This window comes from Chryseobacterium culicis (genome assembly GCF_002979755.1).
In the GTDB taxonomy this organism is placed as follows: Bacteria; Bacteroidota; Bacteroidia; order Flavobacteriales; family Weeksellaceae; genus Chryseobacterium; species Chryseobacterium culicis_A.
Genome location: NZ_PCPP01000001.1, coordinates 2,853,836 through 2,872,025, shown reverse-complemented (window position 1 = coordinate 2,872,025; position 18,190 = coordinate 2,853,836). Strand labels below are relative to the sequence as shown.

At 37.0% G+C, this 18,190-nt stretch carries 10 protein-coding genes; 2 read left to right on the top strand and 8 right to left on the bottom strand.

Annotation, left to right across the window (positions count from 1 at the left end):
• Positions 1 to 491: 491 nt before the first annotated feature.
• Positions 492 to 3,389, top strand: a complete 2,898-nt coding sequence (locus CQ022_RS13015; RefSeq protein WP_105681773.1) for a SusC/RagA family TonB-linked outer membrane protein — start codon at positions 492 to 494, stop codon at positions 3,387 to 3,389.
• Positions 3,390 to 3,404: 15 nt separating this feature from the next.
• Entirely contained in the window at positions 3,405 to 5,300 is a 1,896-nt protein-coding gene (locus CQ022_RS13010) for a SusD/RagB family nutrient-binding outer membrane lipoprotein (RefSeq protein ID WP_105681772.1), read from the top strand.
• Positions 5,301 to 5,443: 143 nt separating this feature from the next.
• On the opposite strand, the gene CQ022_RS13005 is transcribed toward CQ022_RS13010, so the two are convergent.
• The 8 genes from CQ022_RS13005 to CQ022_RS12970 form a co-directional block, all read right to left on the bottom strand.
• On the bottom strand, positions 5,444 to 6,010 hold the full coding sequence (locus tag CQ022_RS13005; protein ID WP_105681771.1) for a hypothetical protein: 567 nt from the start codon (positions 6,008 to 6,010) through the stop codon (positions 5,444 to 5,446).
• Positions 6,011 to 6,019: 9 nt separating this feature from the next.
• On the bottom strand, positions 6,020 to 6,517 hold the full coding sequence (locus CQ022_RS13000; RefSeq protein WP_228421563.1) for a hypothetical protein: 498 nt from the start codon (positions 6,515 to 6,517) through the stop codon (positions 6,020 to 6,022).
• Between the two features lie 35 nt (positions 6,518 to 6,552).
• Positions 6,553 to 9,306, bottom strand: a complete 2,754-nt coding sequence (locus CQ022_RS12995) for a hypothetical protein (protein ID WP_105681769.1) — start codon at positions 9,304 to 9,306, stop codon at positions 6,553 to 6,555.
• Entirely contained in the window at positions 9,299 to 10,099 is an 801-nt protein-coding gene (locus CQ022_RS12990) for a WxL protein host-binding domain-containing protein (RefSeq protein ID WP_105681768.1), read from the bottom strand. Before CQ022_RS12990 ends, CQ022_RS12995 begins: the two co-directional genes overlap by 8 nt.
• 104 nt (positions 10,100 to 10,203) lie before the next feature.
• The gene (locus CQ022_RS12985) at positions 10,204 to 10,779 is read right to left on the bottom strand and encodes a hypothetical protein (protein WP_105681767.1); all 576 of its coding nucleotides are present in this window, start codon (positions 10,777 to 10,779) and stop codon (positions 10,204 to 10,206) included.
• Between the two features lie 188 nt (positions 10,780 to 10,967).
• Positions 10,968 to 13,313: a phosphocholine-specific phospholipase C gene (locus CQ022_RS12980; RefSeq protein WP_105681766.1), complete on the bottom strand. Its 2,346-nt coding sequence runs from the start codon at positions 13,311 to 13,313 to the stop codon at positions 10,968 to 10,970.
• 82 nt (positions 13,314 to 13,395) lie between these two features.
• On the bottom strand, positions 13,396 to 14,916 hold the full coding sequence (locus CQ022_RS12975; RefSeq protein WP_228421561.1) for a SusD/RagB family nutrient-binding outer membrane lipoprotein: 1,521 nt from the start codon (positions 14,914 to 14,916) through the stop codon (positions 13,396 to 13,398).
• Positions 14,917 to 14,936: 20 nt separating this feature from the next.
• Positions 14,937 to 18,095 (bottom strand): SusC/RagA family TonB-linked outer membrane protein, encoded by a 3,159-nt coding sequence (locus CQ022_RS12970; protein ID WP_105681765.1) that lies wholly within the window; start codon positions 18,093 to 18,095, stop codon positions 14,937 to 14,939.
• Positions 18,096 to 18,190: the final 95 nt, after the last annotated feature.

Here is an 18,190-nt window from a genome sequence, read left to right as displayed (position 1 = left end):
GTTAAGCCCACCAGCGCCGATGGTACTGCTAACGCGGGAGAGTAGGCCGCCGCCAGTTTTTATTTTATTTTTAAAAATCCTTTATCATCAGATAAAGGATTTTTTTTGTTGTATACCCTAACCCTAACAAATCCCAACCCAACATCAATAATGAGTAATAAGCAATCAGTAATGAGTAATATCCAACGTATGCTATCATTACTTATTACCCATTACTCATCTTTACCCCAACACTATTGTCACTCCGTAGGAGTCTAACAATACATATTCTATTTTATCCCTTTTTTCAGTTACCAGATACTAAATTATGGCTAACCAAATTTTGAATTTTACTTAATCGTTTAAGTATCATAAGCTTTAGAAATATTAGATTGCTTTTATTAATGTATTTAACATAAATAATTAATGATTGTATATTAATTTAATAAGAATTGCGTTTATTTGTTAAAATATCCAGTGATATTATTAAGTATATACCAAATCTAATTTTTATGAAAAAAACCATTTTTAAGGTTGGGCTGCTCCAATCCTTATTCTGTTTCTATGGATTGTATGCACAAAGTGATTCAACTAAAACGTCAAAGATTGACGAAGTAGTTGTGACAGCTTATGGTGTAAAAAAAGAAAAAAAAGCTCTTGGATATTCTTTCCAAGATGTAAAAGGCCAAACCCTTGTTGATGCCAAAGAAAATAATATGACGAATGCATTGGTAGGAAAGGTTGCCGGATTACAAGTAATTAAAGGAAGTTTTGGACCCGGTTCTTCCTCCAAAATTAATCTGCGAGGTTTTAATTCTTTTACTGGGGATAATCAGCCTCTTATTGTCGTGGATGGAGTTCCGCTAAGTAATAGCCTGGGATCAAAGGTTAGACAGAATGGAAAAGACTTTAATAATGATTTCTGGAATCCGGATCTTGATATGGGAAATGGTTTAAGTGATATTAACCCGGATGATATTGAAAGTCTTTCTGTTTTAAAAGGTGGGGCAGCTTCTGCTCTTTATGGTTCCAGAGGGGGAAATGGAGTTATTGTGATTACAACAAAAACCGGTAAAAGAAAAGGGGGATTAGGAATTACCTATTCTACAAGCTTAGGTTTCGAAAATATTTTTATGAAACCTGATTTGCAACATAGTTTTGCACAAGGTAGTAATGGTTTATCCAATCCTGCTGGAGTTGACAATACCACTTCTTGGGGACCCGCTTTTGAGGGATCAAATATGACGATTTATGATAACTTAAAAAACTTTTTTAAGACAGGAACAAATTCACAACATACACTGAGCTTTCAGGAGAACTTAGGCGAAGGGTCAAGCTTGTACACTTCTGCTAATTATTTAAATAGTAATAGTCAGATTCCTAATTCAAAATACGAAAGGTTCAATTTTATGGCTAAAATGAATTCTAATTTTGGAGCTCATAAAAGATGGACGAGTGAGGTGAAAGCCCAGTATATGAGTATTAAAGGAACAAATAGACCTTCCGGAGGACGAGGTGATGGAAATTACTATCCAACAATCCTTCTGATGCCTCAAAATATTGATGTAAGAGATTATCGTAATGGGCAGATGCAAAATGAGGTTACTTCACGCTGGATCACTTCAAATGGAATTAACCCCTATTGGACTGCTTATAATGCATTGAATGCTGATAAAAAAGATAGGTTTTTATTAAACGGTTATCTCAAATATCAATTTAATAATTGGCTGAGTGCAGACGTAAGATTAGGAACAGATTTCTATTCTTTAAATACGGATGCAAGGGTTTGGACAGGATCTTCCCGTAATAATTCTTATTCTACCGGTCAGGAAAAGTTTTATGAGAACAATTATATCATAAGTCTGAATGCTAAAAAAGACAATATTATAGGCAAATGGGGAGGATCGCTTTCTGTGTATGGGCAGATGATGGAAAGCAGGGATAAAGCACTCTATTTTTCCACACAAAATCTTATTCTTGCCAACGTTTTCAGCACAAATAATACGAGTGATCTTGCCTCTATTACAACAACTGAAGTTGATATGTGGAAAAAAATTAATTCAGTATTTGCTGCTGCTGAGATTAATTATGACGGATATTGGTTTCTGAATGCTACCGCAAGAAATGACTGGTCCTCTACATTGAATATTGATAACAGATCTTATTTTTATTCTTCTGTGAGTACCTCATTAGTTGTAACGGATATGCTGAAGAAATTAAATGGAACGAGTTCGAATGTTTTGACATTTGCTAAGCTTCGTGCTGCCTATGCCGTTGTAGGGAACTCTTTACCTCCTCAAAGCTTGTACAACACCTATATTGCTTCCACTGATCCAAACGGACATATTGTACTTGCAAGAAATAAAATACTTTTTAATTCAAATTTACATGCAGAAAAACTTAAAACTTTTGAAGTCGGTGCAGATATGAAGTTTTTTGACAGAGTGTCTCTGGATATAAGTTATTTCAATAATAATGCAACTGATCAGCTTATAGCTATTCCGATAAATCCACTTTCCGGATATGAAAGAATGATGATTAATTCAGGCGGACTGCATAATAAAGGATTTGAATTCGTATTGAATACAGATATTGTAAAGAAGGAGAGTTTTGCATGGAATGTAAATGCTAATTTGTCAACTTTAAAAAGTAACATCGATAAAATTGACGGAAATATTTCAAAATATCCTTTAGCAGGTTTTGATAACGTTGCCTTCTTCGCTGAAGTGGGAAAACCTTATGGAGCAATTTATGGAACGAAATTTCTGAGAGTAGAAGATACCAGCAGCGCTCATTACGGAAAATTGATTGTGGATCAAAACGGATTACCACAGGCTACTCCTGATCAATACTATCTTGGAGATCAGACTCCGAGGGCTTTGTTTGGTTTTACCAACAGCTTTGTATATAAAAATATCGGACTTTCATTTTTAATTGACGGCAGAATCGGAGGAAAATTTTTCTCTGCAACACAAGCAGCATTACAAGCGAATGGACTTGCTGCGGACACTGCACCTGGAGGAAAACGTGATAATATGATTTTGGATGCAGTAGTACAGGGAAGCGGCGGTTATACAGCAAATACCAAAGAGATCACTCAACAGGATTATTGGGGAGCTGTAACAGCTGGAAATTTAGGAATTACAGAACAAAATATTTATGATGCTACCAATATTCGTTTAAGAAATATTCAGTTGACGTATAATTTCCCTAAAAGTATTTTCCAAAAATTGGCTCTACAGAGTGCTAAAGTTGCTTTTACGGCCAATAATGTATGGATGATCTACAGTAAAGCAAAAGGAATTGATCCGGAATCTGTATTCGCCATTAATTCTAATGCTACAGGATTTGAAAACCTTGCTTTTCCTACTTCAAGATCTTATTTATTTACAATCACTTTAGGCTTTTAATTAAAAACTGACTCAATGAAAAAATATATCTTATCATTTTTTACCATCGGTTTAGTATGTGCTTCATGTAATGATTTTGAAGACATCAATAATAATCCGTTTGCTGTAGACTCTAATAAAGCAGAACCTGAATATTTATTAAACAACTCAATTCTCGGTGCTCAGCAAGATCCTAATATTGCAGAACGTGTTTTTGTTTTATATTGGAAAACGGCATCCAGACAGCATTTAACAACAGGAATTGCGGGTGGAACCTACGATGATTCCTGGACTTCCGAATATTGGAAATATGCTTCAGATTGGCTTAATAATGCGAATGCGGCTATTCAATTAGCGAATGAAAAAAAATCAATCGGGCAAGGAAAACCTTATTATGACAATATCATTCAGGTTTCCAGAATTTGGAGAGCTTATTTAATGAGCGAATTTTCGGATAATTTCGGACCACAACCTATTCAGGCTTTTCAGGGAACGAATCCTACTTTTAATTCTGAAAAAGAAGTGTATTATTTTATTTTAGAAGAATTAAAAGATGCCGCCGCAAAAATGGATACCAACCAAGGAGCACCCTCAAATGCTAATGCCTATGATATGGTTTATGGGTTTAATTGGGCTCAATGGGTAAAGTATGCCAACTCTATGAGGATGAGGATTGCCATGAGAATCGCTGAAGTAGATCCTTCAAAAGCAAAAACAGAATTTGAAGCAGCGGCTAATTCAAATAAGTTTATCGCTACAAGTGCAGATAATTTTACAGTTGCTGAAAAACCGGGATGGGATGCCTTAACAGGGGTAATGTCAAGAGAATGGAACTCCCAAATATTGTCAGGAACACTTAATAATTTATACGTTGGTTTGGGAGGAGTAAGTTCCACAGACCAATTACCTGCAGCTCAGCATACAGCGGTTAAAGCATCTGACTATATTGGAATAAAATATGATCAGCAGTTTACAACAATGACCAACGATCCAAGTGCAGGCTATTGGTTGGATGGTTTACCCAATAAAATCGATCCGAGAGCGTATAAAACGTTCTATATTCCAGGAGATCTTACAAGTCCGGTTTATTCATTATATCCTACTTATACCAATCAGGCAACTACCAATCATGGAGATCTTACGTTTACAGATAATTCGACAATAACAGTAAACACAGTCAATACCTGGAATGCCTACACCATTGGAAATTGGGGAGTAAAAGGACAGAGAAACGGATTGAGAAATGTTGTAGGATGTATGCCGGCTTTGGGTAAGCAGTATCGCGAAAGTAAGAATTCAAGAATATTTTTTGCAAGCTGGGAAACCTATTTCCTTTTGGCGGAAGCTGCATTGAAAGGCTGGTCGGTTCCAATGAGTGATGAAGCTGCCTATAATAAGGGAATTCAGGAAAGTTTTGTTTATAATGGAGTTTCACAATTCTATGGACAATATATTACTTCAACAGATTATAATCGTGATGGAACTTCTGTTTCCTATGGTCATATTACAGAACCTGGAGTGAGCCATACAATGAAATATAAAGATCCTGTAACCGGGAACTTGGTTTCTGTAGACATTAAATACCCTGTGAATACCATTTATAAGAATGGATCGGTAAAGAATGATAAACTAACAAAGATTATTACCCAGAAATATATTGCCAATATGCCCTGGCTACCGTTAGAATCGTGGAGCGATCAGAGAAGACTTGGGTTACCATTTTTTGAAAATCCAGCAATAGAAACACCATTGGTAAATCTTCCTAATCTGACTTCAGGGAATTATATGACGAATTCTATTCAGAATTTCCCTCAAAGATTAAGATATCCAAGTACTTTCAGAAATACAGACCAGCCCGGATATGATAAGGCTGTACAATTACTTGGTGGTGCTGATGCTGTGCTGACTCCTCTTTGGTGGGCCAAGCATTAATTAATTTTAAATAGCATAAAAAAACAATCCTTTTCTGATTTTGAAAAGGATTGTTTTTATAGATAGAAATGAACTGAATATTTCTTTAGAGAAATTGTTGAATTAATTATGGTGTAAGGATCTGGATGGCTTTGACGTATTTTTTAATTTGCTCCTATGGTAAAAACGACTTGTGTACTATAAGCTGCAGCAGGAATCGTCACAGAAACTCCACCTATTTCCAATTGTACACTAATAGCAGAATAATTTACACTGTTGCCAACGCCTAAAACACCACTAAAGGTAATTGTTGAAAGTGTTACGGCCGTGGCTTGTGGTATTTCAATATAACTAAGGCCACCGTTAATAGTTGCTGTACACAGTACACAAAGACCATTGATTGTTGCCGTTCCTCCACTCCTTTTTGCATAAAGTTTCAGAGAACTGTTCCAGGAAGTTGGAACATGCTGCATACTGATTTTAGCTCCGGAGCTGCCCAGTAAATTTAGAAAAGAACCAGGTAAAAAACCTGATAATGTTAACAGACTGGGATTGTCATAAGTTCCGGTATAGTTATTTCCAGCTTCTGTAATGGTAGGTACACTGGCTGTCCAGCTGGTTCCGGCAATATTTATGGTTTGCCCTTCAAGAAAACTGCCCATTATTAAAGCAATAATGTATAGATATCTTTTTAAGAACTGTTCTTTGAGAAAGGGACTTTTGACTTTCATTTTCTAATTTTATTCTGTGATGGTATAAGTGATGACAATTGCTGTATTGGCCTGCGCCTGTAAATTGGCATATGTATTGGTGGCCAATGAAATGGTAAGGGCGTGGCCGTTATTAGCTCCATTTCCGGTATATGCTCCTCCGATGCCGCTTATAATAGTTGTGGGAGTTGTGGTGAGAATAACCTGTCCTGAAGATGTTCCCCGTGTTCCTCCTCCAGCTCCGGAAGCTGCCGCTGCCTGAATCCTTATATTCACACCTGCAATAACTTTATTCACTGAAGCTGTAATTCTTCGGGTAAGCCCTCCGGAAGTAATGGCGGAAGTATAATTGACCCATTTTGATGTATTGGGAGTGGGAGCTCCCAGGGCATTTCCAGCTTCAGTAGGAGCCGTAAAATTTAACGTAATACTTCCTGTTGGTTCAATATCCATTAACGTTACCACAGGCAATGTTAAGCTGACAGTAGTACTCGCCGAGGTTTGGGAATAGATTGAACCGGATATCATAACCGATGCTATTAATACTATGGAACGGATCAGAATCATCTCTTCTTTTTTATTTCATTATATCCTACTTTCAAGGATTCCTGTTGGTATTTGATCTCTATCTGCTGCTTGACAACATTGATGCTTAATTTCTTTGTTTCTAAAGGTTTTAAAGTAAAAAGAAATTTATCTGTCGAAATTTTATAGCGCTTATCCAATCCATTGCGGTACACTTTAACGGTCCAGTCTCCCGGGCGGAGATAAGTGAAATCAAAATCTTCTCCGATATAACATATCTTCCTAAAAGTCTGATCATTATTGGTGGCTTCCACAATAATGCTTTCTCTTTTCTTCTTTCCTTTTAGCGTTTGTATCTGTCCTAAATCTATCTGATCTTTCTCTCCCGTATCCAGAAACTGAATATGTCCCTGAACATTGGCAGCTGTGGTTAATCCAAAATTGAATGTATTATCCTTATTCACCAGGGAAAGGGCTGCAGGAAAAGTTTGGGTTGGAATATCATTAATTTCCGTAGTTGAACGGTCTATTTCAAGGAAATAATTCCCCGGAATAACATTTTTAAATATATAATTCCCTTCTTTATCTGTAATGGACAGATAACTTCCCAGTATTAATCTAATGCCTTCCGTTTTTTTGATCCCTAAATTGCTGATATTTCCTGACAGCGAAATATATTCCGCAGTTTTCTGTACCGGAATATGGGGACGCCATGTATAACGCATGGAGAAAATGAAATCTTTATTCCCAATTTCTCCTCTTTGCAATGAATATCTTCCCGAAAGGTCAAGTTCATTTCCGGGAAATAACTGCTGATGAAAAAGAAGTTCAAACACATTTCTGTCTTTAAAGTATTCTTCAGGCATATAATTGTTCTGATAAAAGATGCTTAAGCTGGTCTTATCAGAAAACTGGCTGAAGATTCTTGCTCCGTAATAAAAATTTTTCTGATTTTGAAGCTGATACCTTGAGCTTATGGCATAACTTCCGAAGATGTTAAAGGTTGTTCTGAATTTTTGAAATGAAAGATTCGCAGAATAAAAACTTGAATTACCGTTAAATCCTGTCAGATAATTATCTGTTTTACCGAATTGCCCATCCAGATTTACCTGAAACATTCCTACCTGCTGATTAACACTCACCTTGAAGTAACGTTCATAATAATCAAATTGTTTAGGTTCTAAACGATCTTTATAGGTTTGATACCCATTCGTAAGCATGACGAAACCGGTAGGCAGATATTTGTACTGTACTCCATATTGCAAATATTTTCTGTAAGGCGCTGCCAGTAAAAGGGTATCTCTTTGGAAATTTTTGGCATCCTGCATATAATTGGCAAATACACTGATCTTTTTGGTGACATTATAGTAAATATTACCATTGATGGTATTGGTATTGGTAAAATATCCGGCAAAATCAGGACTGGCTCTCATGTACATTAAGCTGGCGTTCAAATTTTTAAAAACAGCATCTGCCTGTAATAAATAAGCTGTTCCATCTGTTTTTTGTGTAGTGCTGTAGGCCAGCTCTCCGGAAACGTTTATATTTTTTGAAACCTTGAATTTTCCTTTAGCATAAGGAAGATGAGCATCAGAGTCTAGCCTGACATCTGTATAACGGATTTCTCCCTGCCGCGGAGTTTTGTAAAGATATCCCACAGTAATTTCAGACTCTTTTCTGATTTTAAAGGCGGAATAGAAATTAAATTCATCTTTGATATCTCTGAAAAATCTTGGATGATTATAGAAGCCCCCAAAGCTTACTTTATTAAAATCATAACGGATCTCCGCTCCGCGACCATACCTTGCAAACTCCGTAAGATAAGATGAAGAATACGATTTATCACCAAGATGAATATACAATTGATCCCGTTTATAGTTCACAAAATATTCTTCATATTGGGTGAATGTGCTGAGATCTACAGGATTGTGAGTGACAGCTCTGAACTCAATCTGGTTTTTGTTGTCTTTATCAAGTGTTCCTTTACCGTAGATTTCCCCCTGAAAACCATCGTTATACACTCCCATATTCTGCATTCCGATGAAAGATAATGAGAGCGCAACAGGAAGTCTGTGATAAATATCTTTTTCAGAGGGGTTTGCTGATATCACCTGAGTACTTACATAGACATCCTGATTTTCTTTAGGGTTACCCTTTGAATGTACGAAAAGGTTTAGGTTCTGAAATTCATTTTGAGCGAGTTCAGGACTTGTTACTTTATGAATAGTGACAATCTTTGATTCATTGGGGGCCAACACTAATGATGACTCATGATCAACGATTGCATTTTTGCTTTCCAATACAATGTTTTCGGTTACATTCCCATTATTTTTGATAAGGAAAGAAGCCCGGATGGTCTCTCCGGCTCTTATGAATTCAGGAGTATTTAATGGGGTAACCAAAAGATTTCTGTTTCCTGAAACGATGATTTTTGAGTTTTTCGTAAAAGAGATTCCATTATTACGATCGGTAATATTCAATAGGACTGAATAAGTACCCTGTCCGGTTTCTGTTCCCACACGTAAAGGAACCAGGTATACTGAGGTCTCATGAGGAGGAATCTGAAATTCTCCTTTTACTAAAATAGGATTGATAGACGGACTTGATGTAGTAACTGAAATATCATATGTTTTGGTTTCAGCTGAATTATTTTCTAAAGTGAAGGGAATAGAAGTAGACATTCCCGGCATTAAACTATCTTTTTTACTGATCAATCGGTTGGATTGCTCTTGAGAAAAAATAAATACCGGGAATAATGTTATGATAATAAATAAAGTCCAAGTTCTAATCATTTTTTACTTCTAATTCCACATTGAGTGCAAAAGCATTCTCCTCTTCATCGGTCGCTATGATCGCTGCTTTGTATTGAGCAGGGGGTAATTTGCTGATATCAATGTAAAATGTTTTGGAGGTGCCTGGGAGCAGCCCCATTGTTAAACTTGAATAAGTACCCACCTTTTCGCCTGTTTTGCGGTTGTAAACTTCAATGGAGGCTGTGGGCTTACAGTAAAGATTACCGGTATTGGCTATTGCTACCTTTGCGGTTTTTTTTTCCTCCATTTTTTCCACCTTTACACTTTCAAACTTAAGGTCCGGTTTGGCCTTTTCTGTTTCAAAATCTGTAATAACCTGAATGGCATATCGTATAACAGAAGTGATATTCACTCCTGGTTTGTTGTCGCTGGGTTTTATCTCTTCTACCGGTTCTACAATAATCACACTCCAATAGCTTCCGGGATCCATGGCCTGATTGGGAACTGTTATTTCATAGAATATTTCAGTCTTTTCTTTACCTTTAAGCGTAACAAGGTTGGTATTGAGCTTTAGCCACTCGCCGTTACTGCGTGTATTGGTACGTAATGCTGTATAATTGATCGTTCCGTCCGCATGGTAGGTATAATCCTGTAAAAATAATTTTACACTTTGAGGAGTACTGCTGGTATTTTCAATCGCAACTTTTCCTTTATAAACCTTTCCGTTTTCTATTTTATAAGAATGCGTAAGCCCATTGAGAATCACAATACCGGCATGTAAAAAGCTGAACTGCAAAATCAGGGTGATCAGAAGAAGGATACGCTTTATCATGATATAAAGTTTGGAGTTAAATCATTAATAATACAAAGCCAGGAAGAAACTGAATAACAGCTTCTTCTTGTTTTTGACAGGTAGAAAAGAATTTTGGTTAAATTCTAATTATCTGATATTGTATAAGTAACGGTAGCTGCAACAGTGGCTGTTGCCTGTAAATCTGCGTACGCTGCTACACCTCCAGGACCACTTCCTGCAGCAAGTGCATAGGTAAGATTGTGACCGTTATTGGCCCCGTTCCCGGTATAAGCACTTCCGATATCTAAAACAATATTCTGGTCATTAGCAGTTAATATTACCAGACCTGCAGATGCTCCCAGTGTTCCCGCTCCGCCTGTAGGAGCTGCAGCAGTTACGCGAAGATCAACTCCAGGAATAATGGCATTCATTTTTACACTTACGTTACGTGTAGGGTCTGCAACAGATTTAATAGAAGAATAATTAAGCCATAAAGTAGTGTTGGCTGCAGATGGAAGAATAGGATTTCCTGCTTCCGTAGGTGCTGTAAACCCAAGGGTAATGTTCTTGGTTGCTGCTGGTTCAATATCTACCAAGGCAACTTCGGGAATAGAAATGGTAACCGTATGGTTATCTGTAGCGAGGTCTTGCGCGCTCAGATTCCCGGATAGAGCCAATGCAAATAAAGACGCTGCAATAGTCAAATTTAGTTTTTTCATGATGCAAGTAATTAGTTGAGTGAATATAACAAAATTCAGTATACTTTGAAAAAAATATATTATAAATTTTATATTAATGAATATTTCTGTTATGTAATGCATTATAGATGAAATATGCTTTAACAGAATAACTCAAAAAAAATCCTGCACGTTTAAGTACAGGATTTTATTAATATTAAAAGAAATTTTTATGCCCAATGCGGATCAGAAACAGAGACTTTTCCCGTCTCTATACGTCCGGAAAAGTGCCACAGATGATCGTTTGACGTTATTTTCAAATCATACCACCCTTTAAATTTATCAAGATCAATAATTATTTTTTCTTCTGATTTTTGTACAAAAATCGTTTTTTTATTTTTTGTGTACAAATCTTCCAGATTGATGGAGAAATTTTTCTTTTTGTTATTTCTTATAGTCAGTTCCACTTGGTTTTTTGCGGTCATATTCTCTAAAATTATCTCCATTTCCGGTGAAATACTTCCCTGGAATTTCCTGAAAAAGCCATTGGGACCGAAAATTTCATAATCATAAGCTCCGGAATGTACAGCATGAGATAATTCCTGCTTTGAATATAAGGCATATGAAAAATGATAATCCTTACTGTCGAATTGAGTCCTGTCATACACCAAAAGCGGAACACCATTCTCTTTTAAATTGGACATTTTTATCTGTTCGCCTTCTAAATTGACATGAAAATGATACGGCAGTGGATTGGATGGTTTCAACCCTCTTTCCTGAATTTCAAGCAAATTGTTTTTAAGTTCATTTTCAGCATACCATTTCAGATGAGGAACCGGTTTATTTTTAGCGGCATTGATGGTTTTAGCATACTCTTTCTGATTCAGATAATCCATCTGTGGTGCTTTTACGCTGGTAGAATTAAAAGCAGAGGTGAGATCACCACATACAGCTCTTCTCCAGTCACTGATATTGTCAACATGCACATCCTTTTTGAATTTTTTCATGATAAATTTCTCCAGAAACTGCAGTACAGAAGTGTGATCCGATACTTCGGAATTTACAAATCCTCCTTTTGTCCATGGGGAAGCGATGATCATTGGAACCCTGTAACCCAATCCAACGGTTCCTTCAATTTTTTCATAATTTTTTAAAGAAGGATTGCTCATGTATTCCTGAGATTGATCCACATATTCCACGCCTTCTTTTCCGTTCATATCCACAGGCTGGCTTGGGTTCATAGGTGGAGCGAAAGGCAGGACATGATCAAAATATCCGTCATTTTCATCATAATTGATGATGAATATGGTTTTTTTCCAGGTTTCAGGATCTTTGGTCAGAATATTCAGAACTTCAGAAATATACCATGCTCCGTACCATGGTGATCCCGGATGGTCTGAAAAATGTTCAGGAGCTACCAGCCAGGAAACCAGCGGAAGTTTTTTCTCTTCCACATCTTTACGGAACTGGAACAGTACATCACCCTCAGGAACAACCAGTCTTTCTCCATTTTCATCCTTTCCGATTTCCAGTTTCCAGTAATCAGGATCATTAGAGTTGGTGGTAAATGCTTTTTCGTGAAGGTTTTTTTCTTCTTTAGAAAGTTTGGAATAATTATCCGGATGATATTTTACCTGATCTTCCTGAACCTCAGCCATCATGGCTTCCAGTCTTTCTTTCTGATTAGGATTTTTTTCAATTTCCTGCTTCAGATAGGCTATAATATTGGGGATATTCTGATAATATCCTTTTGAAAACTTAACATTGAATTTTGAAAACCACTCAATCGGGTTATCTGTAAAATTACTTAACCAGGCTTCCTGCTCGCCGGACATTCCTTTTGGAAGACTGATTTCATTCTGATAAATTCTCCACGAAACATTGTGCTCTTCCAAAATTTCAGGGAAACTCTTCCATTTTGCCTGTCTTGCTTTATCATAATCAATATTTTCATTCACAACATTGGCTTTTACCTTTCCGTTTTGTTGTTCTCTCAACGTTCCGGACCAAAGAAATAATCTGTTGGGAGTTGTTCCGGTAAGTGAAGAGCAGAAATACTGATCGAATATGGTAAATGCATCTGCCAGCTGATAGTAAAAAGGAAGGTCTTCACGGTTATAATACCCTAATGTAAGCGGTATATTTTTATAATCTTTATTTCCTGATGCTTTAGCCTGAAGCCACTGATCGTATTTTCCTTTGTTCAGTGCTTTCTGCTGATCGGCCCATGAGTGAGGCAGTGAGCTCATCCATGTAGATTTTGTATTTCTTAAATCCAGTCGGGCAGGAGATGCATATTTTCCATCATCATTCTTTTGAAAAAATACGGAATGTCCATCCTGCTTTACAAATGCTCTTTTATCCAAAAAGCCTCTCACTCCTTTGAGTGCCCCAAAAGCATGATCAAATGAACGGTTTTCCTGCATCAGGATTACAACATGTTCTGCATCGTAAAATGTAGACTGTGCAGCCGGATCAATAGCTAAAGCTTTTAAAATGGAAGGATGGAGAACATTTGACGTTCCTAATCCTGCTAATAAAAGACTTGATTTTTCTAAAAATTCTCTTCTGTTCATGTTCAATCGTAATAAGAAAGAAACCGCAAGTTAATAGGATTTTCCTGCGATTTCTTTGTTTTATATAAAAATAATCAGTTTTTTATTGTAACCACCAAGGTTTGGAATTGATATTGTCATTTCCTCCGTACTGGGCTGCCAAAGCAGTTTTTAAATTAGTACTGTTATAGCTGTATTCAGATTGTGGATATCTGAATCTGAAAGGAGCTGCCACTCCTGCTTTTAAAGGATAGTTTGGATACCCCGTTCTCAGATAGTCATAATAAGAAGTCCATTGCGCCTGATGGAACATGGTCATGTATTTTTGAGTCATGATTTTTTCAAGCTGTGTCTGCAGAGGATCAGCATTATTGTAAACTACCAAAGGAGTCGCCAGATATTGGTTGATATCAAATCCTGAGAAATATTGTCCCGGATTTTTTACATACGTTTGATAAAAACTGAAACTTGCCTTAATTGCATTATCATAATGGGTTTTTGCAGATCCGGAAATCCAGCCTCTTGCGGTAGCTTCAGCCAGGATAAACTCAAGTTCTGAATAACTTAATACAGACGCAGGTTCGTTGGTAGGATCTTTATAAAAACGGTCATTTACTTTAGAGATATTTTTTGCCGTGATCAGTGCTGCATTGTCAGAATATGGGGAAGTAGGATTTCCGCCGTTATATCCTGTATAATCTGTGATGGCTTTTCCGGCTTCTTTTGCTCCTGTAGTCTGTGCTGCAAAAGTAAATAAACGGGGATCATGCCTGTCTTTGAACATATTGATAAAGTAATCTGCCATATATAAACTGGAACCATATCCGCTGTTGTTAAACATAGTATATCGGCTGTCTGCTGCATCGGCAAATTTAAGTTCACCATTATCTGCAATAGAAGTCATCAAAGACTGGCTCCCTGCAATAGAAGTAAATTCTGTAGCAATATTATAATTTCCTACTGTAGTTTTTTTCGAAAGTGTGATTAAAACTTTTAGACGGAATGAGTTGATCAGTTTTTTCCACTTTAAAGCATCACCGTTATATACAATGTCACCTTCAATTTTGTCGTTGGTATTAATAAGATCATTGGCTTCTTTTAATTCTGATAAAATTCCGGACATAATTGCTTCCTGAGTGTCATACTTAGGTTGTGTAATGCCTGATTCGCCCTTTGCCGCTTCAGAATAGGGAGCACTTCCCACTTTTAAACTGATATTGAAGAAGTGATAGGCTCTCAAAAATTTACCAATGGCAAGGTAATTTTTATTTCCTCTTTTCTCTGCTTCCTGCATCATTTTTCCTGTATTCAGAAGTCCTTTGGTATAGACTTCAAAAGAAGCATCATTCCATTTCATATACTGGTAAGAATTTTCACCATCAGTACCAATCATCATTCTTGAGGCATACATATTATCACCATTTACCTGGAATGTATATTTTTCAACGAAGGTCAGTAGATATTTAGGATCAATGCTGGCCTGATCATTAGGGTTTTCATTGATTTTATCAAGGTTGGATTCACATGATGCCAACGTCAGAAGTCCTGCAGCAAAGATACTCTTCATTACCCCTTTTGCTGTTTTACCTTTTATCCCTTTTATTATATTACTATTATTTTTCATTGTCTTGACGTACTTTTTAGTTAAAACTTAAGATTAAATCCGATTCCGAACCATCGGCTGGACGGATCCTGAATATCGTTGGTGATATCTTCTTTTCTTCCGCTTCTGATCTGGAAATCAGGATCGGAGTAAAGATTCTTTGATTTTTTCCACATCGCCAGGTTATAGGCAGAAATATTGGCGGTGAAACCTTTTACCATTCCTTTTGGATTCAGTAATGAAGAGAAATCATATTCCAGAACTACAGATCTAAGCTTGATGAAGGTTCTGTCAAAAACGTTGGCAAACTCCTCACTTTCGTCCTGCGTTACTCTTGCCTGGTATGGATAATTCTGTGCCCAGTCCTGGAAACTTATCGCTTTTGTGTGTGGAGTATAAAGGCCGGTAGCAGGATTGTAGTTGACTCCATCCGGTACAAAATAATAGGTTCCCGGATTAGCATACTCAAGATCTCTGTAGGCTACAGAATTGGGATGCTTTCCGCCCCACCACATTTTTTCTACGACCTGTGACCTCATCACACCTCCGATGCTTCCGTCAATTCCTATATTTAAAGTAAATTTCTTGTATTTGAATGTGTTGTTGAAGCCGAAAGTCCAGTCCGGATTGAAATGTCCCAGGTTGCTTGGTGTATTGGCTCTTGTGGGCATTCCTGAATTGGCATCAAGGATAACTTTTCCGTCCGGAGACTTTTGCCAGGTATAGTCATAATAACTGTCCATTCTTTCCCCTAACTTAATGTTATTATAGTTCGGCATATTGTCATAAATGGAAGTCAATTTTTGTTCGTAAGTACTCCAGTTGATCAATGTTTTCCAAGTAAAATCGGCAGTTTTTACAGGAACCAAACCAAGGGAAACTTCAAATCCTTTTGTGGTGTATTCGTTTCCGTTTACATATTGGGAGGTGAAACCTGATGACTCTGCCGCCGGGAACTGAAGAATATTATTATAGTCTAATGTTCTGAAATAAGTGGCGTCTAAGGTAATTCTGTTATTCAGGAAACCTGCACTTAAACCTAATTCATATGACTTTGTCTGCTCCGGTTTCAAAGAGTTTTCTACATTCAGAGTCGTTGGATAATAATACGTAGGATTTCCATTGAAAGTGATTCCCTGATTATTCAGATAATAATTTCTGATGGAATAAGGCTGGAAGTCATAGGCTACTTTTGCCCATGAAGCGGAAAGTTTCAACATGTTGATAGATTCCGGCAATTTTACCAGGTTTGAAATCACAGCACTGATGGAAGCAGAAGGGTAGAAGTAAGATCTGTTGGCTTTAGGAAGCGTGGAAGACCAGTCGTTACGTCCTGAAATATTGATGAAGAAAGCATTATACAACCCGATATCAATCGTTGAATAGGCACTGTAAATCAGTTTTTCCTTCAGATAAGTGTAATTTTTGAGTGCTCCGATTGAGTTTTCAAAGGTGTATACTTCAGGAATTTTCAATCCATCTGTAGACCTTTCATTGTTATTGTTTTTATAATAAAAAGCTGAACCTCCGGCATTGATTGTAAAATCAAAGTTTTCAGATATTTTTTTCTTGTAAGTTGCCAGTACATCATAGTTGAGGTTCCATGTTTTATTATCTTTCAAAATATAACCACCACTTCTTGGCGCACTGTAATTGAAATAGGAATAAGGACTCAATACCTCCGTTTTGCTGTGGTTTTCCACAAGAGATATTTTCCCTTTTACTGAAAGATCCTGTGTAGCTTTATATTCTAAACCTGTCTGTGCATTGATGATATTGGTTCTGTTCTGATTCTTATAATATTCCGCTCCGAACCATGGGTTATTGTACCATGCATAGTTCCAGTTGGCCTGTGCCCTTCCTTCTCTTCCGGGAATCCACATGTGGTTTTTCAGTGCATTTCCATCTACGTCACCTCCCATCCATATCAAAATGGTGTACATGTGTCCGCTTGGGTTGTAATCGTAGTTGGGAATATTAGGGGTAAAAGCCTGGTTGAAATTGAATTTCGTATCAAAAATTAATTTATCTCCAAGATGATTTTCAGAGGAGAAGTTAATTCCATATTTCTGAAGATAGGAATTTGGAACTCTGTCATCATAATTCATGAAATTTCCAGAGAATCTGTATACATCTTTGTTATTTCTATAGCTGATCGCAAAGTTGTTATTATTGATCACCGCAGGTTTTAAGAAAGTATTTAAATTGTCATGATATTTCCAGTCGATCGGAACTCTTTCATATCTTGATTTGTCGTCATACTGAGTTCCTGTCACAGCTCCGTACCATGGAACTACTTGTCCTGTTACTTTATCTCTGATTGGGCTGTTCCATTGGGCTATCTGTAAACCGGGAACAAATTTTGGTCCCCAGATCATATCTCCGTCATTAACTCCACCATCAGCTCCGTCCCAGAATTCATATTTTCCGTGAGAACCGTTACCATATTCAGTCTGGGTTTTTGGAAGATTCGTAAATCCTGACGTAATCATGGTATTCTGAGAAAATTCTACAGAGAAGCCTTTCTTCTTAGCGGTTTTCGTGGTAATTAACACTGCACCGTAACGTCCTCTCGAACCATACAGAGCAGAAGCGGTAGCTCCCTTCAGTACGTTAATATTTTCAATATTGTTAGGATCTAAATTCTGGAAAACTTCCTTTTCTACAATCACGCCGTCAATGACAAAAACCAGATTGGAGTTTCCTCTCAATGTAAACTGTGGTGCCTGCTGCATTCCCGTTGGATTGGAAACATTCAAACCAGCGACCTGTCCGGAGAAAAGATTTCCAATACTTGGAGTGGTGATTGTTTCAAACTGTTTTGTTCCTACTTCCTGAGTGGAATACCCTATTTTTTCTTTCTTCTTGGCAATACCTAATGCGGTAATGACAACGCCTTCAATCTGTTTTTCGTTTGGCTTTTTTAAGACAACAGAATACTGTTTTTTGGAAGAAACCTCAACGGTATAAACAGAAAAATCAGGAGCAAAAAACTCAAGAATGTCTTTAGGGTTTGCAGAAATGGTGAAATTACCATTTTGATCTGTAGTAGCAGTCTTTCCTGTATTTTTATCAGTGATGTTTACACCGGAAACACTAGAGCCATTTTCTGATTTTACATTTCCGGAAATATTGATTTCCTGAGCGGAAAAATAAAGGGGAAGTAAAAAAACGGCAAAAGTAGCTAGAGTCTTCTTCATTTTTTTTGAAGGCAAATTTAGGAGAGCACTGTTACCTATACTTTAATGATGTATTAAAATAAAAATACGATTTAATATTTTTTAACATGAAGAAT